This is a genomic window from Alphaproteobacteria bacterium LSUCC0396, assembly GCA_041228345.1.
Lineage (GTDB): Bacteria > Pseudomonadota > Alphaproteobacteria > Puniceispirillales > Puniceispirillaceae > UBA3439.
In genome coordinates, this window is record CP166131.1 from 1 (window position 1) to 18,749 (window position 18,749).

General features: G+C 51.7%; 15 protein-coding genes. 11 read left to right on the top strand and 4 right to left on the bottom strand.

The genetic code is table 11. The features are described from left to right. Positions 1 to 38: 38 nt before the first annotated feature. Positions 39 to 1,193 (bottom strand): mandelate racemase/muconate lactonizing enzyme family protein, encoded by a 1,155-nt coding sequence (locus AB8881_00005; protein ID XDZ63310.1) that lies wholly within the window; start codon positions 1,191 to 1,193, stop codon positions 39 to 41. Between the two features lie 670 nt (positions 1,194 to 1,863). Between AB8881_00005 and AB8881_00010 the strand changes: the two genes are divergently transcribed. Together AB8881_00010 and AB8881_00015 are read left to right on the top strand one after the other, a co-directional pair. Then, positions 1,864 to 2,418 (top strand): peptide-methionine (S)-S-oxide reductase MsrA, encoded by a 555-nt coding sequence (locus AB8881_00010; protein ID XDZ63311.1) that lies wholly within the window; start codon positions 1,864 to 1,866, stop codon positions 2,416 to 2,418. Positions 2,419 to 2,598: 180 nt separating this feature from the next. Next, positions 2,599 to 3,417 carry an alpha/beta fold hydrolase gene (locus tag AB8881_00015; protein XDZ63312.1) on the top strand — a complete coding sequence of 273 codons (819 nt, stop codon included), beginning with the start codon at positions 2,599 to 2,601 and terminating at the stop codon, positions 3,415 to 3,417. Here AB8881_00015 and AB8881_00020 read toward each other — a convergent pair. Together AB8881_00020 and AB8881_00025 are read right to left on the bottom strand one after the other, a co-directional pair. After that, entirely contained in the window at positions 3,407 to 4,156 is a 750-nt protein-coding gene (locus AB8881_00020; GenBank protein XDZ63313.1) for an enoyl-CoA hydratase/isomerase family protein, read from the bottom strand. The two genes, AB8881_00015 and AB8881_00020, sit on opposite strands and share 11 nt — an antisense overlap. A gap of 1 nt (position 4,157) precedes the next feature. Next, positions 4,158 to 5,378, bottom strand: a complete 1,221-nt coding sequence (locus AB8881_00025) for a CaiB/BaiF CoA transferase family protein (protein XDZ63314.1) — start codon at positions 5,376 to 5,378, stop codon at positions 4,158 to 4,160. 294 nt (positions 5,379 to 5,672) lie between these two features. Here AB8881_00025 and gph point away from each other — a divergent pair, with 294 nt between their 5' ends. The 6 genes from gph (at position 5,673) to AB8881_00055 (ending at position 11,338) form a co-directional block, all read left to right on the top strand. Continuing rightward, positions 5,673 to 6,344: a phosphoglycolate phosphatase gene (gph, locus tag AB8881_00030; protein ID XDZ63315.1), complete on the top strand. Its 672-nt coding sequence runs from the start codon at positions 5,673 to 5,675 to the stop codon at positions 6,342 to 6,344. Between the two features lie 65 nt (positions 6,345 to 6,409). After that, entirely contained in the window at positions 6,410 to 7,510 is a 1,101-nt protein-coding gene (locus tag AB8881_00035; protein ID XDZ63316.1) for an isocitrate/isopropylmalate dehydrogenase family protein, read from the top strand. 54 nt (positions 7,511 to 7,564) lie between these two features. Next, complete coding sequence (locus AB8881_00040; GenBank protein ID XDZ63317.1) at positions 7,565 to 8,659, top strand: Ldh family oxidoreductase; 1,095 nt, start codon at positions 7,565 to 7,567, stop codon at positions 8,657 to 8,659. A gap of 45 nt (positions 8,660 to 8,704) precedes the next feature. Continuing rightward, a complete protein-coding gene (locus tag AB8881_00045) occupies positions 8,705 to 9,319 on the top strand; it encodes a glutathione S-transferase family protein (protein ID XDZ63318.1) in 615 nt (204 codons plus the stop codon). A gap of 124 nt (positions 9,320 to 9,443) precedes the next feature. Further along, positions 9,444 to 10,697: a 3-oxo-tetronate kinase gene (gene otnK / locus AB8881_00050; protein XDZ63319.1), complete on the top strand. Its 1,254-nt coding sequence runs from the start codon at positions 9,444 to 9,446 to the stop codon at positions 10,695 to 10,697. Then, complete coding sequence (locus tag AB8881_00055) at positions 10,694 to 11,338, top strand: aldolase (protein ID XDZ63320.1); 645 nt, start codon at positions 10,694 to 10,696, stop codon at positions 11,336 to 11,338. The genes otnK and AB8881_00055 overlap by 4 nt, the downstream gene beginning before the upstream one ends. Before the next feature lie 82 nt (positions 11,339 to 11,420). Here AB8881_00055 and AB8881_00060 read toward each other — a convergent pair whose 3' ends face one another. Next, on the bottom strand, positions 11,421 to 12,413 hold the full coding sequence (locus AB8881_00060) for an NAD(P)H-quinone oxidoreductase (protein XDZ63321.1): 993 nt from the start codon (positions 12,411 to 12,413) through the stop codon (positions 11,421 to 11,423). A 319-nt stretch (positions 12,414 to 12,732) separates the two neighbouring features. Between AB8881_00060 and AB8881_00065 the strand changes: the two genes are divergently transcribed. From AB8881_00065 to AB8881_00075, 3 genes are all read left to right on the top strand, one after another. Next, positions 12,733 to 14,424, top strand: coding sequence for an NAD(P)H-dependent oxidoreductase subunit E (locus AB8881_00065; GenBank protein ID XDZ63322.1), 1,692 nt, complete (start codon positions 12,733 to 12,735; stop codon positions 14,422 to 14,424). A gap of 7 nt (positions 14,425 to 14,431) precedes the next feature. Continuing rightward, complete coding sequence (gene fdhF / locus AB8881_00070) at positions 14,432 to 17,215, top strand: formate dehydrogenase subunit alpha (GenBank protein XDZ63323.1); 2,784 nt, start codon at positions 14,432 to 14,434, stop codon at positions 17,213 to 17,215. Positions 17,216 to 17,510: 295 nt separating this feature from the next. Continuing rightward, a complete protein-coding gene (locus AB8881_00075; GenBank protein ID XDZ63324.1) occupies positions 17,511 to 18,572 on the top strand; it encodes a ketopantoate reductase family protein in 1,062 nt (353 codons plus the stop codon). The last annotated feature ends 177 nt before the right edge of the window (positions 18,573 to 18,749 follow it).

The window sequence follows — 18,749 nt, forward strand, 5'->3', positions numbered from 1 at the left end:
ACAAAAGCATTAAGCTTGTTTTCATAGTCTTTTAGGAATCATTGATTGACCCGATATTTGGCTACAAAATTCCAATCGATATCATAACCAAATCCAGCACTTTCATTCAGCTGAAGATAGCCTTCCTTTATTTCAGCTTTTTTGGAAAAAAGACCTCCATGCCATAATGGGTTCCTATCCGGGTCTCCGTGTGATTCTGCTATAAAGCCAGCTCGTGGAAATGCTGATACTAAATGTCCATGCATTTCCGGGGCAAGGTGCGGCGCAATGAATATGCCATTTTGTTCAGCCATGTGGGCAATTCTTAAATGCTCGGTGAAACCTGAATGACGGGTTGAGTCAAACTGAATAAATTTGATGCCACCGTTCTCGATGAAGTCTCTAGCCGTGAATCTGTCAAATAGCCGTTCACCATGGGCTATAGGTATTGATGTGGCCTCAGCTAACTTAGCAAAATCAGCTGGCTGGAGATACCAATGGAGTGGTTCTTCCAGCCATGTAAGGTTGAAGGGCTCCACCGCTTTGGCAAAATGGATGCATTCGTTGAGGTCGTAGCAAGCATTCATGTCCAGCATCAACATGGCGTCACCAATAGCCTCCCGCGTAGCTTTGACGCGTTTAACTTCTTCTTCCAATGTGTGATGCCCAACCTTTAGTTTAACTGCTGTATACCCCTGATCAATGAAGGCTTTCAGTTCGGCTGCGCAGGCTGTTATAGGTGCACCCTTTTTTAGATAGCCGCCAGTCGCATAGACCGGAATTCTGGATTTTTCGCCTCCAAGTAACCTAAACACTGGCATATTGGCAGCTTTTCCTTTGATGTCCCAAAGCGCATTATCGATACCTCCAATAGCTGCAGTGATCTGAAGCCTGTCCGTTCTGGACAGAGGTGGGGGTAACCCGTCTTTAGCGTTCGCACCATAAGGACGCGGTGAAGTAAGTGAAAAAAGTTTATCCCAGATCACAGTTGAGGATCGAGCATCCATGCCTTTGATGATAGCACCAAATTGTTGAACATAATCAAGCACCTTTGAGAGGTTTGGTCCAGTGACTTGGCCAACCCCTTGAAGCCCGCTATCGGTGTTGATTTCGATTAAAAGGCAGGACATCTCAGAAAATGATTCTTGTGCGGTCCATGTTTTAACTTTGAGTGGCACGCTTATAAGATGTGCTTCTGTAGTCTCAATTTTCATCAAGTAATTCCGCTTAAATAGGAGTGAGTTTGACCACGATGGACAAAGCTACACCAAATAAAATTCGGCCTCCCACGGATCATTGCTTGCACTCGGCCTTTGGTAAACTGGATGTGGGATGGAATGTGGGACGATAGCTAATAAATTTAATATTATTTATATTTTTCAATAATTTAATAGTTTTCTTGGAAGACTTCCCTTCCTCCATTTTTCCTAAATCTGTTAATTGAAATTACCTCTAAACATGTTTTTAAAACCTCTGTAACGTTTTAACGCGTGTAACGCCTATTTTTAATCAAAAAATATTTTTTTATTTTCCGACGTATATAAGGTGATACCCGAAATAACGCGTTACCACTTTTGAAGAAGAGTAACCGTTCCTTGGCTTCGGCACAAAAAAGGGCAGCCCGAAAGCTGCCCCGTGAGCCTTGGGTCGCTTACTATGCGCCGAAAGTAACAATCCTAAAAACCACAGGCCTTGATGCGTCGTCCTTGATCATTGCTCAATATTTAATGTTTGGGGCCCAGTTCACGGGTTCTGAAGCAAGTCCCAAGATCAAACGCTTGCGCACACAAATTTGTATCGTGTAGCTAAAATTGCCTTATGCTGAGTGACGCTATCAAATTGCCGATAGATGTCTGAACGCTCAATAAATGAGGGAATTAGAACATGAAAACAATCACCTTTGCCGCGGCGACGCTTTTTATGTTTTCCAGTGTGGCTTCAGCTGCGGCAACCGCTGAAACCTTTACCTATTCTGGGGGGTGTTTTTGGTGCACCGAGGCGGACACAGAAAACCTTGACGGTGTCACCGAAGTCATTAGTGGCTTCACTGGCGGCACGACTGCGAACCCGCGATACGAGCCGGGTAAATGGGGTGACCACCGCGAGGCTGCACAAGTTGTTTACGACCCTACTATCATTTCATATGAAGAACTAGTTAGGCATGTTTTTGCTACTATCGATTATGAAGATAATGGAGGTCAGTTTTGTGACCGTGGACGCTCTTACAGCCCAGCTATCTATTATAAGAACGAATCTGAGCGCCTGATTGCACAGCGTTTGGCGCCTAAAAATTCCGTTGTACCAATTGAGCCTGAGAGCACATTCCACCCTGTCCGAGAAGAGCATCAGGATTTTTATAAGAAGCAGACGTTCAAGTATAAGTATTATCGCTTCAGTTGCGGGCGAGATAGCCGCCTCAAAACCCTTAAAGAGAATTAGAAGGCTAGGCACCAAGATGGTTTTATGGTTTTAAAACTTTTATACGCTTGCCCAGCCAGAACGCTTCAAAAGCTGGGATATATAGTTCGATGAATGAAATAGCCGCGAGAAACAACAATGCCTTATTTTGATTCTAATAATTGTCGACTTTATTATGAAAAGGTTGGGCAAGGGGATGCGGTGATTTTTTTGCATGAGTTTGGTGGTGATGTGCGCAGCTGGCAACAACAAATGGCACATTTTTCCATGAAGCACACTGCAATTGCTTTGGCTTGTCGGGGTTATCCACCGTCAGAGGTTCCAACCATTGAGGCTGAATATGGTTGGCAGAAATCGCTTGATGATGTGCTAGCACTCATTGATAGCCTAGGCATTGAAAAGGCGCATTTTGTTGGGCTCAGCATGGGTGCATTTACCGGCTTGATGATGTGTTTGCGTCATCCACAAAGAGTGCGCTCGTTGGTTGCGGCAAGTGGTGGTTCAGGCGCCTTTCCGGCAGGACGGTCTGAATTCATTAAAAAATGTAGGGTTCTTGCTCAAGCAGCTTCGGAGCGCGAATTTATGCCTGCTGATCATCTGGCCTATGGGCATAATCGTATCCAACTTCGGGAAAAGAATTTTGCGGAATGGGAGAAGTTTTATATCCAGCTTGGAGAGCATCCGGGTATTGGAAGCGGATTGACGCAAAAAATGGTTCAGGCTGCACGACCGAGCTTACATGATTTCGATACTGAATTTGCCGCAGTGAAAACCCCTGTGTTGCTTATGGTAGGTGATGAGGATGACCCATGCCTTGATACAAATCTCTGGTTGAAGCGGGTGATTCCGACTGCTGGCCTTTCGGTATGGCCAAAATCCGGTCATCTCTTGAATCTTGAGGATCCGCAGCGTTTCAATGCTGAATGTGACGTGTTTTTTGATGCGGTTGCTGAAGGTCATTGGCCTGACCGCAATGAGCTTTTAGAGCGGCATCGGGGACCTGATAACGCTACTTTTTGACCTGAGTGGCGACAAATGCCTGAATACGGGCAACAAGCCCGGGTTTGGCCGCCGAGCGCACAAGTGCCGCAAGATCATGGTCAAGCCCACCATCATCGCGGGTCGCCGCTAGTAACGCAGCCTTGGCCTCAGCCTTTAGATTGGCCGCGTCCGTTGCCAGCTTGTCGAGGTGATCCGGCCAGTGATCAAACGGCATGACATCGGTAACAAAGCCGCATTCCAATGCTTCATCGGCGCTAAAGGTGCGCGAAGTTTCCAAAAGATCCAACGCTGCATCATCACCGATTAATCGCGCCAGCCGACGGGTGCCAAGAACAATGCCAAATTGCAGGCCGGGCATGCGAAAGCTGCTGTCCGGTGCAGCAATCCGGTGACGACAGGATGCGACAATATCGGCGGCCGCGCCAAAGCATCGCCCCTGAACAAATGCGGCGCTGGCGATCGGCAAGCGATAGATGGCCTGCAATAATTCCTCAACCCGAACAAAACGGTACACCAGATCAGCATCGTTTTGCTGATCAAGGCCGCCAAGGTCAAATCCGGCGGAAAAGGCGCGCCCTTCGCCGGTGAAAACAACCAGCGATGCGCCGCGGGCAACAGCCTCGTTTACCCCCTCAAGTAAACCCTCGATCAGGTCGGCATTCACCGCATTCAACCGGTCCGGCCGGTTCATTTTTAACGAGGTGACGCTGCCGTTATGTTCGATAATGACGGGTGTTTCTGCTGAGGCGTCGCTCATGTTACGCATCCTTATCTGCCATGCTGTGTTTGCCAAGCCATTCGGCGATGACTTCATCATTATGCGCGCCAAGAACAGGCGGTGGACGCATGCGGCTGGTATCAACGCCGGAAATGGCGATCGGAAAGCTAACGCTATTGGTTTTGTTACCGTTCGGCAATTCCAGCGGCTTTACGATCCCCATATGCTGGACTTGGGGATCGCTCAGAATCTCGGAAAAATCATTAATTGGCGCACACGGAACATTGCGGCGGTCCATTTCAACAAGCCAGTCGGCGGCATTGCGGTTTTTGAAAACCGGTGCCAATATCGCAACAAGTGCTGACTGATTTTTGGCGCGGTCGACTTGTGTTATGAATCTTGCATCCATCGCCAATTCCTCCATGCCAACGGCGGCACAGACTTCATGCCATAGTTTATCATTGCCCGCGGCGATCACAAAATGAGTGTCAGCGGCCTCGAAAGCCTGATAGGGTGCGTTACGGGGATGCGCCGAGCCGAGCCGTTCGGGCGGTATCTGATTGCCAAAATATTCACTCGTTTGAAGCGCCGAGACACCTAGCAGGCTGCCCAGCATCGAGCAATCAATATGCGTGCCTTCTCCAGTTTGCTCGGCGTTGCGCAACATCGCAAGAACGCTGAAACCTGCATAAAGACCAGCACAGAAATCACCGATTGGCACACCGCATTTTACCGGTGGTGCGCCAGGCTCGCCGGTAACGCTCATAATGCCTGCAATCGCCTGAACTGTTACATCAAAGGCGCCTTTTCTGGCATAGGGGCCGGTTTGCCCATAGCCAGAAATTGAGCAGTAAATCAGCTTTGGATTAACCGCGCGCAAATCATCATAGCCAAGCCCAAGACGCGGCAAAACGCCGGGGCGGTAATTTTCCACTAGAATATCAGCCTTTGCCGCCAGTGATTTCAGCAGCGCGATATCGTCGGGGCTTTTCAAATCCAGCGCAACACTGCGTTTGTTCCGATTCACCGAGGCAAAATTCTCGCTATACTCGCCGCCATCATCGGTTTTGTTAAGCGGCGGCCATTGACGCATCCCATCCCCACCATCGGGGCGTTCAATCTTCACCACATCCGCGCCCAGATCAGCCAATAGGGACGCGGTAAATGGGCCAGCGGCAATCTGGCCGAGTTCAAGCACGCGAACGCCGGCCAATGGGGCAGCGAGCGGATTTTCTGGATTTGCTTGGGATGGTTTTGACATAAATAGTCTCCTAAAAAACGCGGCCAATGCACATCTGTGGTCATCGCTGGTGTTTTCATAACGAATAGGGCAGGGTCCCTCGCCGATGAATATTCCCTATTCAATGACCGATTGCCAGTGTCGATTATGGATTGCCGCATAAAAATTTGGCGTTTGTCAGTGGTGTGAAAAAAACTTGTCTCAGGGTGCATAAATCATTCGGCAAAGCGGTCATTGCTGACTAAGCTTTGTTCACAACCTGCCTGACTTTGTCGGTTCCGTCCCGAACCGTTCATTCACTGGAGACTTAAGCGCGTGGCAAAAGCGGTCATATTTGATTTGGATGGCACCCTGATAGACAGTGTTGGGGATATTCATGCAGCTGTAAACGATGTTTTACAGCTTCGTGATGCGCCGCCGCTTGACCTTCCAACGGTGCGCAGCTTTATCGGAAAAGGTTCGGCCAATTTGATCATGCGGGCGCTAAACGCGCAAAATCTGCCGGCGGATGAGGCTTCATGCGCAACCGGTCTGGCTGATTTTCTGCGTCTTTATTCGGCGGGCGCGGCTGATTTAACCACGGTTTTCGACGGCGCAATTGATAGCCTCACATGGCTAAAAGGTAGCGGCTTTCGTCTTGGTATCTGTACGAACAAGCCGCTGGCGCCAACGAAGATTGTTCTTGATCAATTTGGTCTCACTAAATTCTTTGATACGGTGATTGGTGGGGATCAGCTTGCCAGCCGCAAACCCGATCCTGAAATGCTGTGTCATGCAATGGCGTCGATCGATGTGAAATCATGTCTTTTTGTTGGTGATAGCGAGATAGATCGAGACACTGCCACTGCCGCTGGACAGCCATTTGCGCTATTTACCAAAGGCTATCGCAAAACCAGTATTGAGTCATTATCACCTGAGTATTATTTTAATAATTTTAATGAATTAAAAGATATCGTTAATCTAGAATTTAAAAAAACAAGCCAATGATTCTTGACCAATAATTCTGGACCAAATGCTGTCAATAGCCACTGGCCAAAGGGAGGATTAAACGCATGTCAGAGACAGTTAAAACAAACGAACCCGTCGAAATCCTGTGTCTTGAAGGCGATGGGATTGGCCCTGAAATTACTGCGGCTACCCGGCGTATTCTTGACGTGGTGGATCGGCGCTTTGCTCTCAGTCTGACATTCACCTCGCATGAAATTGGCTTTAACGCGCTTAAAACAGTTGGCACGACCTTCCCAGACCATGTCCTAGAGGCGGCGCTGGCGGCTGATGGAATTGTCATGGGGCCGGTTTCGACCTTTGACTACCCGCCCGCTGATCAAGGCGGAATCAACCCGTCGGGCTTCCTTCGAAAGCATCTTGATCTTTATGCCAATATCAGACCGGCAAAATCTTATGAGGGCCTGCCGCCACGCGTTGGCGACAAGATTGATTTGGTCATTGCCCGGGAAAACACCGAGGGATTTTATTCCGACCGATCAATGTTTTTTGGGCGCGCAGAGTTTATGCCGACAGAAGATATGGCATTATCAGTGCGGAAAATCACGCGCCACGCCTCGACCAGAATTGCCCGAACCGGCTTTGAATTGGCAGCCCAGCGCCGGCGCAAAGTTACCGTTGTTCACAAAGCCAATGTTTTTAATGTATCGGATGGCCTGTTTCTTGAGGCGGTGCGGGCGGTTCGCGATGAATTTCCTGATTTTGAATATGAAGAACAAATTATTGATGCCATGGCGGCATTGTTGATCCGTGACCCGGGCCAGTTCGATGTGATTGTTACAACCAATATGTATGGCGATATTCTATCAGACGAAGCATCTGAAATTGCTGGTAGCCTTGGCATGGCGGCATCATTGAATGCTGGTGATCAATTCGCCATGGCGCAGGCTCAGCACGGGTCGGCACCATCATTGGCGGGCAAGGATCAGGCCAATCCATCATCGCTAATCGGATCTGCGGCAATGTTATTACGCTGGCTTGGCGAGCGGCGTGATGCTGCAAATTTCATTGCTGCGGCTGACGCAATCGAACAAGCAATCACGGTGGCGGTCGCCAGCCCTAGCACACGAACTGCCGATCTTGGCGGGGCTTTGGGGACGATGGCTTATGCCGACGGTCTGGTGGCGATGCTAACCCCATCAGCATAATCTATTTTGAAAAAAACCGGCATTAGGTTCCGACATTAAGTAAAGAGACTCATCATGTCCGACAAGAACGTCAAATCTACTTCGCCATCATCTGTGGCCTATGTGCAACTGGATGATGCCATTAATTTTGCCGCCGCGATTATGGCCGGACAAGGGGTCAGCGCCGACCATGCGGCAATCATTGCCGAATGTCTGGTTGAGGCTGATTTGCGCGGCGTGCAAACGCACGGCCTATCGCGGCTTCCGGTATATGTCGAGCGGGTTCAGCGGGGGCTTGTTAATGGCACTCCTGATATGAAGCTGGATAAGCCGGTTGCTGCTTGTGCATCGCTGGATGGGGATAATGCGTTCGGCTTTCTGGTGGGGCGGCGTGCCATGCAAGAGGCGATCGCGATGGCGGAAACTTGTGGTGTCGGGGTTGTTGCTGCCCGCAATAGCAATCATTTCGGTATGGCGGCTACCTATCTTTTGCAAGCGGTAAAGGCTGGTTATTTTGCCTTTGTCTTTACCAACGCGTCAAAGGCCATGCCCCCATGGGGCGGGCGCGAAGGATTGCTCGGCACCAGCCCGTTTGGGGCCGCTGCGCCGTCGGGAAAATTGCCGCCTTTCATATTGGATATGTCGCCAGCCGTTGCGGCACGCGGCAAAATACGTCTTGCTGAAAAACGCGGCGAACCAATCCCCGAAGGCTACGCACTCGATGAAAATGGACAATCCACGACCGATGCCAGCGCGGCACTTCGCGGGGTTGTTTTGCCGATGGGCGGCTATAAGGGGTCGGGGATTTCGATGTTAATGGAAATTCTTGCAGGGGTGTTTTCCGGGGCTAATTTTGGCGGGGATGTTCCGGATCAATATACTGTTTGGGATCGACCGCAGAATGTCGGACATTTTTTCATGGCGTTAAAGCCGGGTATTTTTGTCACTGAACAGGGATTTCGTGACCGGATGGATGAACTGGTGATGCGGATCAAGGCAAATCCGCTGGCAGATGGGTTTACCGAAATCTTGATGCCGGGCGAGATCGAGGCGCGGCTAGAGGCAGAACGACGTCAATCGGGGATACCCTATGCAGCGTCTGACCTTGGGCTTTTGGCAAAATTGGCGGCTGATCACGGTGTTTCTGCATTGCCACACGAAGCGCGCTAGCAACCGTCTAACACAATCATTTAATAATGAGATAGGTAGGTAATCATGTTGATTTTTTATTACGCGAAAAGTTCTGCGGCCTATGCTCCGCACATATTGCTTGAGGACATTGGCGTTGACTATAAAGCAGTCCGCATTGATTTCACGACGAATGAACAGCAATCGCCAGCCTATCTCAATATCAATCCCAAGGGACGATTGCCCGCACTTGTAACCGAAAAGGGCATTTTAACCGAAACGCCGGCAATCCTTGCCTATCTTGCGCACCGGTTTCCCGAACATGATCTTGCGCCAACTGATCCGTTTGAGTTTGCCATCGCGCAATCCATCAACAGCTATATGGCCTCAACCGTCCATGTTGCGCACGCGCACAAGCATCGGGGCGCACGCTGGGCTGATGATGCGGCGGCACACCAGTCGATGCGTGCCAAGGTCAAAGAAAACATGACTGAATGTGCACGGATGATTGAAACGCATTATTTGAACGGGCCTTTTGTGCTTGGTGATAAGTTTTCCTTTTGCGATCCCTATATGGCGTTGGTAACGCGCTGGTTTGGTGATGACGGGGTGGATCTGACGCCATTTCCAAAAATAAGGGCACATGATGCGTTGATGCGGGCGCGCCCTTCAATGCAGCGCGTACTCGAGCTTCACGCCTAGCAACCATTGCAGCTTTGCCATCTGGTAGGGGCAGGACTTCATACTAGAAGTTACGCGCCAGCATGATATGCTGGCCCCGCCTGACGGTTTTGCGGGGTTACATAATAAAGGATGGATCGGCACGATGTTGCTTGGCTGTATTGGAGATGATTTTACCGGGTCAAGCGACCTTGCCAACACATTGGCCAAGGCTGGAATGGCGGTTGTACAATATAGCGGCGTGCCATCGGTGCCTGCGCCAGCCGCCGTTGAGGCAGGTGTAGTTGCGCTAAAATCGCGATCTATCCCTGCAGCCGAGGCCATTCGGCAGTCACTTGATGCTTTGAAATGGCTGCAAGATCAGGGCTGTAAGCAGTTTTTCTTTAAATATTGTTCAACATTCGACTCCACCGATGAGGGCAATATTGGCCCCGTCGCCGAAGCGTTGGCAGCGGCACTTTCGGCCGATCAGGTGATCGTCTGTCCAGCCTTTCCTGGAACCGGACGCGCGGTATTCCAAGGTCATTTATTTGTCAAAGACCAACTGCTATCAGACAGCCCGATGAAAGACCATCCGCTGACGCCAATGCGCGATGCTGATTTACGCCGTGTCCTTGCCCGCCAGACCCGTGGTGCGGTCGGCCATGTCCCCATGACAATTGTAACAGCGGGCAGTGATGCAATCCGAAAGGCACTGGCCGCGCAGGCGCAGCAAAACCGCAAATTGATTGTGGTTGACGCGATCCATGACGATGATTTGCTGGCAATTGGCGCGGCGGCGCGTGATTCGGTTTTGGTTACGGGCGGTTCGGGTGTCGCAATGGGGTTACCGGCAAATTTTGCCACGGCCGGTTTGATATCAGGCGCAAAGACCGAGTGGCAGGGGCAGGCCGGGCGCTGTGCTGTACTAAGCGGATCTTGTTCTGAGGCAACGCGTAACCAGCTGGCCGTTCACGCTAAGACCAGCGCGCAATTTGAAATTGATGTTGCGCGCGTTATGCGCGATGAGATAACGCCGGATGCGCTGGTTAGCTGGGTTTTGGCCGCGGATGGGGTGCCGGTTCTATATTCATCAGCCTCGCCGCAATCGGTGCAGGCGGTACAGGCTGAATTTGGCGTCACGGCTGTGGCGGAACGGCTTGATCGTCTCTTTGGCGATCTTGCCAAAGCACTTGTTGCAGCGGGGATTGAACGGCTGGTTGTTGCTGGCGGCGAGACCTCAGGTGCGGTGGTCGAGGCCTTGGGGCTGACTGCATTGTCAATGGGGCCGGAGATTGATCCAGGTGTGCCGGCGATGCGTGCCGGACCCAATCTGACGATCGCTCTGAAATCAGGAAATTTTGGGGCTGATGATTTCTTTTTGAAGGCAGCGGCGGTTTTGGCGGGTGACACAGGATGAATGAATCACAGATACGCGAGCAGATATGCCTGCTGGCAAAATCAATGTTTGACCGCGGGTTAACCGTTGGGTCCAGTGGCAATATATCGGTGCGTTGCAATGACGGCGGGCTGCTTGTAACGCCGACCGACAGCTGCTTTGGCAGGTTAGATCCGGCAACGCTAAGTCGGTTTGATGCTGCTGGTAAGCTGATTTCTGGTGAGACGCCAACCAAGGAAATGCCGCTTCACGCCGCTTTTTACGAGACCCGTTCAAAGGCTGGGGCGGTTGTGCATCTTCATTCGACCCATTCAGTTGCCTTATCGACCTTGCCGGTCGATGATGCTGACAATTTTCTGCCACCTGTGACTGCCTATTCGATAATGCGGCTTGGCAAGGTTGCATTGCTGCCTTATTTCCGACCGGGTGATGCGGCGGTTGCCAATGCAATCAGGGGGCTGGCCGGAAAACACAGTGCGGTAATGCTGGCTAATCATGGGCCGGTTGTGGCGGGCAAGGGCTTAGAGGCCGCGGTCTATGCGATTGAAGAATTGGAAGAAACCGCTAGGCTGGCGCTATTATTGCGCGGCCTTCCGGCGCGTGGGCTTGATGCGGCGCAAATTCGCGATGTTGTTACCCATTTTGATGTCGACTGGGACTAACTGAAATGCGGCCAGACGCGCCGCAAATAGTCCCCGTCAACAACCCCCGTCAACAGCCCGTTTTACCAGCCCCTAAACCGCCCTAAAGCGTTAGTAGAATTTTCCCGCGCTGGCTTCCGGACTCCATTAATTCATGCGCCTTAGCGGCATCAGCAAGAGGAAATCTGGTAAAGGTTGTTGCGCGTAATTTGGCTGGTTTTGCGGCGAAAAACGGCCACACCATTTTTTGCAAATCCGTAGCAACAGCCGATTTGAATGCCTCTGGCCTTGAGCGCAAGGTTGATCCGGTTAGGGTAAGGCGTTTTAGCATCACCGGCATCAGATCAAGTTCCATTTTTGAGCCAAGATTAAACGCCAGCTGGATAATGCGCGCATCTGCCTGCGCTGCTTTGATGTTGCGCGCGACATACTCACCGCCAATGATATCAAGAATGATATCGGCACCGCCAGTCTCACGCAGAATGGGTACAAAATCATCTTGCTTGAAATTAATGGCGCGTTTTGCCCCCAGATCTTCGCAATAGGCGCAGGCGTCGGGTGAGTCTGCGGTGGTGTATATTTGCAGTCCCATCGCTGCACCGATCTGGATTGCGGTAGAACCAATACCGCCGGCACCGCCATGCACAAGAAAGATACCGTTCTCTTTTAGCTGATGTCCAAAGAACACATTGGACCAAACGGTGAAATAGGTTTCTGGCAGGCCAGCGGCGTCAATCTCGTCAACCCCCTCGGGGATCGGCAGGCAATGGCTGGCATTCACGGCGACATATTCAGCATAGCCCCCGCCATTGGTTAACGCACAAACCCGGTCGCCGATCGCCCACGCCGTTTGCGCGCTGCCAAGCGCAACAATCTCGCCAGATACCTCCAAGCCCAATAGATCTGAGGCGCCCTTTGGCGGGGGGTAATGACCGCGACGCTGAACAAGGTCGGGTCCGTTTACACCCGCGGCGGTTACTTTGATCACCACTTCGCCGGCGGTGGGCGCTGGAACGTCGCGCCTGCCAGTGATCAGAACATCAGGGCCGCCAGCTTCGCGCATTTCGATGACGGTCATTTGCGATGGTAGGCTCATAATGCATCCTTCTCTGATCGGCAGGGTGAGCTTGGTTCTAGATTTTAAACATGGTTTGGTGTTTTTGAAAAACCACGATAGGGGTATGTGGTAGCGCAGCCATAATTATCCGTCAATTCTTGGCTTGGCACCGATTTCTAAAAGATTTTTTTTGCAGGTTAGAATTTGTCGCTTTCTGTATGCATATGGTGTCGCTGGTGAATTAGGGTACAAGCGCTATCACTTCGTTGTAGAAGAATTTTTTTCTGGTATACCAAATATTGTATTTGACGGCGCGGGCGTGAAATGTGACACTTTAGATGCAATTTAGGAGAGTTAAGTGGATACTTTTGACGGCGATATCGGCGTATGGAAATCGGCTCCCGGAAAAGGGCGTAAAACCCCAAAAGGGCGTCAGGTTGACGATGGTGCATTGGGTGAGGTTCGGGCGCTTTTAGGCGACCGGCCGCGGCGGCGGGACTTGCTCATCGAGCATCTGCACCTCATTCAAGATCACTGCGGCCATCTCAGCGTGGCGCATCTCAATGCGCTGGCTGATGAAATGCGTTTGGCGCAAAGCGAAGTCTATGAAGTCGCAACCTTTTACGCGCATTTTGACGTTGTGAAAGACGGCGAAACGCCACCGCCAGCCCTGACTATTCGGGTTTGCGACTCGTTGTCATGTGAGTTGGCCGGGGCGCAGGCGCTAAAATCGGCACTTGAGGACGGGCTTGATCCGGCCAAAGTGCGCGTATTGCGGGCACCGTGCATGGGGCGCTGTGATACCGCGCCAGTGCTTGAAATTGGGCATAACCACATCGATTTTGCCACACCTGAAAAGGTTGAGGCGGCGATTGCGGCTGATGATACGCATCCGCACATGACCGATTATCAGGATCTGGCAGCTTACCGCGCGACCGGGGGGTATGAGCAGCTGGTGTCGCTGCGCCAAGATGGCGATTGGGCGGCAGTTCAGAATCTGGTAAATCAGAGCGGCCTTCGCGGGCTTGGCGGTGCGGGCTTTCCGTCGGGCAAGAAATGGGGCTTTGTTCGTGCAGCCGAAGGGCCGCGCTATCTTGCGGTCAATGGTGACGAGGGTGAGCCGGGTACATTCAAAGACCGATACTATCTTGAGCGAACCCCGCATTTGTTCCTTGAGGGGATGCTAATTGCCGCATGGGCAGTCGAGGCTGATACCTGTTTTATCTATATGCGGGATGAATATCCGGTTGTTCTGAAAATTCTGGCCAACGAGATTGCGGCGTTAGAAGCTGCGGGACTGGTGCCCGAGGGTTATATTGACCTTCGTCGCGGGGCGGGTGCCTATATCTGCGGTGAAGAAAGCGCAATGATCGAATCCATCGAGGGTAAGCGCGGTTTGCCGCGGCACCGCCCGCCCTATGTGGCGCAGGTGGGAATTTTTGATCGGCCAACATTGGTTCACAATATCGAAACCTTGCACTGGATTGCGCGGGTTTGCCGCGAGGGGCCAGAGGTGCTGTCGTCAGTTGAAAAGAATGGCCGCGTTGGATTGCGCAGCTATTCGGTTTCGGGACGGGTTACTAATCCGGGCGTGCATCTTTTGCCCGCCGGATCGACCATCACGGACATCATCGAGGCGGCTGGTGGCATGGCCGAAGGTCACGTCTTTAAGGCCTATCAACCCGGTGGGCCATCATCGGGTCTTTTGCCGGCCAGTTTAAATGATGTGCCGCTTGATTTTGATACATTGCAGCCGCACGGCACCTTTATCGGATCGGCCGCTGTTGTGGTGTTGTCTGATCAGGATCGGGTACGTGATGCGGCGCTGAATATGCTGCGGTTTTTCGAAGATGAAAGCTGCGGTCAATGCACGCCATGTCGCACCGGATGTGGCAAGGCCGTGCAGCTCATGCAGGCCGACAAGTGGGATCAGCCGCTGTTGAATGATCTGTGTGATGTGATGCAGGACGCATCTATCTGCGGATTGGGACAGGCTGCTCCTAACCCTATTCGTTTGACGATGAAACATTTCTCTGAAGAAGTTAGCTGAGGCTCACATGCTCGATTCAACGCCGCAAAAAACTGTAACCATTAAACTGGATGGCAAGGATGTTTCCGTGCCAGAAGGCGCCACCATCTGGGAAGCGGCACAAGCTCAGGGTACTTTGATTCCGCACCTGTGTCACAAGCCAGAGCCCGGATATCGCTCCGACGGCAATTGCCGTGCTTGCATGGTTGAGATTGAGGGAGAGCGCGTCTTGGCGGCATCTTGTATCCGGCCTGTGCAGGATGGCATGGTCGTGCATACAGCGAGTGAGCGTGCCGAGAAATCGCGGGCGCTGGTGGTAGAGCTATTGGCCGCTGATCAGCCTGAGCAGCCGCATGACGCATCGTCGCATTTTCTTGATATGGCGGCATTAAATGGGGTGTCGGAAAGCCGATTTCCGGCGCGTGATGCTTGCCATGTGCCGCTGCTAGATGACAGTCACGTCGCAATGAGTGTCAATCTTGATGCTTGTATCCATTGTAACTTGTGCGTTCGGGCTTGCCGTGAAGTGCAGGTGAATGATGTTATTGGCATGGCGGGTCGCGGTCTTAATGCCGAGATCGTATTTGATATGAATGATCCAATGGGGCAATCGACCTGTGTGGCGTGCGGTGAGTGCGTTCAGGCCTGTCCAACCGGGGCGCTGATGCCAGCCAGCGTTCTTGATGACGCGCAGCATGGTGACAGCAAGGATTATGACCGCGAGGTTCAGTCGGTGTGCCCATATTGCGGCGTTGGTTGTCAATTATCCTTCAAGATCAAGGATGATGAAATCAAATATGTCGAAGGGATAAATGGCCCGGCTAACGAAAACCGGCTATGCGTGAAGGGGCGGTTTGGTTTTGACTATGTGCATCACGATCACCGCTTGACCAAACCATTGATCCGGCGTGAAGATGCGCCAGTAAAAGGGCTGAATGTCGATCCGTCAAACCCTTGGACGCATTTCCGTGAAGCCAGTTGGGACGAGGCGTTAGATATCGCTGCCAAGGGGTTTATCCGGCATCGTGATATTTCGGGCAAGCGCATTGCTGGTTTTGGCTCGGCCAAATGCTCGAACGAAGAGGCATATCTTTTCCAAAAGATGATCCGGCAAGGATTTGGCCATAATAACGTCGATCATTGTACCCGTCTTTGCCATGCGTCGTCGGTCGCGGCTTTATTGGAAAATGTTGGCTCGGCAGCGGTGACTGCTACCTTTAATGAAATCGAAAATGCCGATGTTGCAATTGTGATCGGTGCGAATCCAACCGAGAACCATCCGGTTGCCGCAACCTATTTCAAACAATTTGCCAAGCGTGGCGGCAAGCTGATCGTTATGGATCCGCGCGGACAAGGGCTAAAGCGTCATGCAACGCATATGCTGCAATTCCGCCCGGGCGCAGATGTGTCGATGCTGAACGCGATTATGAATGTGATCGTCGAAGAAGGCCTTTATGACCAGCAATATATCGACAGCTTTACCGAAAACTGGGATGAAATGAAGGCGCATCTAAAGGCGTTTTCACCCGAAAAAATGGCTGAATTCTGCGGTATTGATGCCAAGACTTTGCGTGCTGTCGCGCGTGATTTTGCAGGTGCCAAATCAGCGATGATTTTCTGGGGAATGGGGGTCTCACAGCATATTCATGGCACTGATAACTCGCGGTGCCTGATCTCGCTGGCGCTGATGTGCGGGCAGGTTGGGCGTCCTGGAACAGGCTTGCATCCATTGCGTGGTCAGAACAATGTTCAAGGGGCGTCAGACGCGGGGTTAATCCCGATGTTCCTGCCAGATTATCAGAGTGTGACCGATGATGGCGTGCGCTCGGCCTTTAATGAAATCTGGAATTCGGAGATGATCGCGCCGGAAAAGGGCCTGACCGTTACTGAAATCATGGATGCAATTCATGATGGTGACATCACCTCGATGTATGTTCTGGGTGAAAATCCAGCAATGTCTGATCCTGACGCCGATCATGCGCGCGCCGCATTGGCCAAGCTGGATCATTTGGTTGTGCAGGATATCTTCCTGACCGAGACGGCGAATTATGCCGATGTCATCTTGCCAGCTTCGGCGTGGGCTGAAAAAACTGGCACGGTTACCAATACCAACCGTCAAGTACAGATGGGGCGTCCAGCAATTGCACCGCCGGGTGATGCACGTGAAGATTGGTGGATTATCGTTGAATTGGCCAAACGGATTGGTCTTGACTGGAATTACGCGCATCCGCGTGAGGTGTTTGCCGAAATGAAACTGTCAATGAAGTCGCTTGACAACATCACGTGGGATCGTCTGGCGGCAGAAAATGTAGTTACCTATCCATCGCTTGATGAGACTGATCCGGGGCAGCCGATTGTCTTTGGTGACGGGTTCCCGCGGCATGAGGGGCGGGCACGCTTTACCCCGGCCAGCATTATTCCGCCTGCGGAAACGCCAGATACAGACTATCCGATGATCCTGACAACGGGGCGTCAGCTTGAACATTGGCATACCGGTTCGATGACCCGCCGCGCCACTGTTCTTGATGCTGTCGAGCCGCAAGCAAATGCGTCATTGAATCCGCGCACCTTGCGTAAACTCGGTGTTGAGGCAGGGGATATGGTTACGATTGAAACGCGGCGTGGGGCGATTTCAATCATGGCACGGGCTGACCGTGCGGTTGCCGAGGATATGGTTTTTGTGCCGTTCGCCTATGTTGAGGCAGCAGCCAATATCCTCACAAATCCGGTGGTTGATCCCTTTGGGAAAATCCCTGAATTCAAATTTGCTGCGTGTCGGGTTTTAGCGTCTGTTAGCGTAGCGGCTGAGTAATTCTCTAAAGTTGATTGCAGGAACGGCCCCTGATTGCCCTCTTTTTATAAGAGTGTGATCAGGGGCTTTTCTTTGATGAAAGCCGAATTTCGCCCATGCTAATCCCGCATGTGAGTTTGCGGTAAACCGATTAAGTAAAAAGAAAATGTAAAAATTTTACAATTTTCAAATTTTCACTATTTTCCTTTTGATCTGAGGTGCCGGCCAGTACAACGAATGAGGTAGGGGCGTGAAGCTGCCGTAATTCGGCTTTTGCTTTTGCTGATCGTTATGAAAGAAAAGGGAGATTAGTGACATGAAGATTTTGATATTGGGCGCATCATACGGCTCGCTTCTATCAACGAAATTATTGATGGCAGGTCACGATGTCACTTTGATTTGTCGCAGTAAATCAGCGGATCTGATTAATCGTGAGGGAACCGAGGTGCGGATCAAGCTCCGCGATGAGGACACGCATCGGGCATTTCGCTCGCATGATTTAGCCGGCATGCTGGATGCGGTGACGCCAGCCGATGCACGGCCTGAAGATTACGACATGATCGGGCTTGCGATGCAGGAGCCTCAATATTCTGAGCCGCAGGTAAAAGGCCTGATGCGCCGCATTGCAGCGAGCCGCCGGCCCTGTCTTTCGATTATGAATATGCCGCCATTACCGTTTTTGCGGCGGATTGACGCCTTGGCTGAGGCGCCGTTGGATATGTGTTATGATGATGTTTCAGTGTGGGCAGATTTTGAGCCGGGTCTGATGTCGCTATGCAGCCCAGACCCACAGGCATTTCGCCCACCAGAAGACGGAACCAACGTCCTTCATGTGGGTTTGCCGACCAATTTCAAGGCGGCAGCTTTTGCTGATCCTCAGCATAATTCAATGCTTCGTCAACTGGAGGCCGACATTTCAGGCGTGACCGTTGATGGCAAGGATGTGCCGGTAAAGCTGCGCGTTTATGACAGCCTGTTTGTGCCAATGGCAAAATGGAGCATGTTGCTGACTGGTAATTACCAATGTGTCCAGCGCGACGGCATTAGGCCTATCCGTGATGCGGTGCATGGAGATATTGATGCCTCGGCCGAAATGTATGCGTGGGTTGATACTCTTGCTCGTGCGCTTGGCGCCGATGCCGGTGATCAGGTGCCGTTTGAAAAATACGCCAATGCCGCCAGCAGTCTGTTAAAGCCGTCATCAGCGGCAAGAGCCATTGATGCTGGTGCCAAGACTATCGAGCGGGTTGACCTGTTGGTGCAAAGAATTGCTGCCAGCATCGGCATGCAGAATGATCTGCTGGACGAAACCGTCGCGATTGTGAATGAGCGCCTTGATACTAACCGATTCGAGGCACCAGTTTACCGTGTGGCGTAAGGCAGCCGCGCCCCGCAGACGGGGGACACAAGGCCGGATCAGGCAGCGTTGCTAAGGTCGGGTTTGTGATTGCATTGAAAAAGGGCGGCCCCAGAGGAACCGCCCTTTTATTCATCGAATTTGCTGTTTTATCACCGCATTTTGCGGCAATAACGACGTGTGGCTTGGTTGAACCGG

Coding starts and splice junctions, on each gene's coding strand:
- AB8881_00005 (XDZ63310.1), bottom strand. CDS start 1,193: ATGAAAATTGAGACTACAGAAGCACATCTTATAAGCGTGCCACTCAAA.
- AB8881_00010 (XDZ63311.1), top strand. CDS start 1,864: ATGAAAACAATCACCTTTGCCGCGGCGACGCTTTTTATGTTTTCCAGT.
- AB8881_00020 (XDZ63313.1), bottom strand. CDS start 4,156: ATGAGCGACGCCTCAGCAGAAACACCCGTCATTATCGAACATAACGGC.
- AB8881_00025 (XDZ63314.1), bottom strand. CDS start 5,378: ATGTCAAAACCATCCCAAGCAAATCCAGAAAATCCGCTCGCTGCCCCA.
- AB8881_00035 (XDZ63316.1), top strand. CDS start 6,410: ATGTCAGAGACAGTTAAAACAAACGAACCCGTCGAAATCCTGTGTCTT.
- AB8881_00040 (XDZ63317.1), top strand. CDS start 7,565: ATGTCCGACAAGAACGTCAAATCTACTTCGCCATCATCTGTGGCCTAT.
- AB8881_00045 (XDZ63318.1), top strand. CDS start 8,705: ATGTTGATTTTTTATTACGCGAAAAGTTCTGCGGCCTATGCTCCGCAC.
- otnK (XDZ63319.1), top strand. CDS start 9,444: ATGTTGCTTGGCTGTATTGGAGATGATTTTACCGGGTCAAGCGACCTT.
- AB8881_00055 (XDZ63320.1), top strand. CDS start 10,694: ATGAATGAATCACAGATACGCGAGCAGATATGCCTGCTGGCAAAATCA.
- AB8881_00060 (XDZ63321.1), bottom strand. CDS start 12,413: ATGAGCCTACCATCGCAAATGACCGTCATCGAAATGCGCGAAGCTGGC.
- fdhF (XDZ63323.1), top strand. CDS start 14,432: ATGCTCGATTCAACGCCGCAAAAAACTGTAACCATTAAACTGGATGGC.
- AB8881_00075 (XDZ63324.1), top strand. CDS start 17,511: ATGAAGATTTTGATATTGGGCGCATCATACGGCTCGCTTCTATCAACG.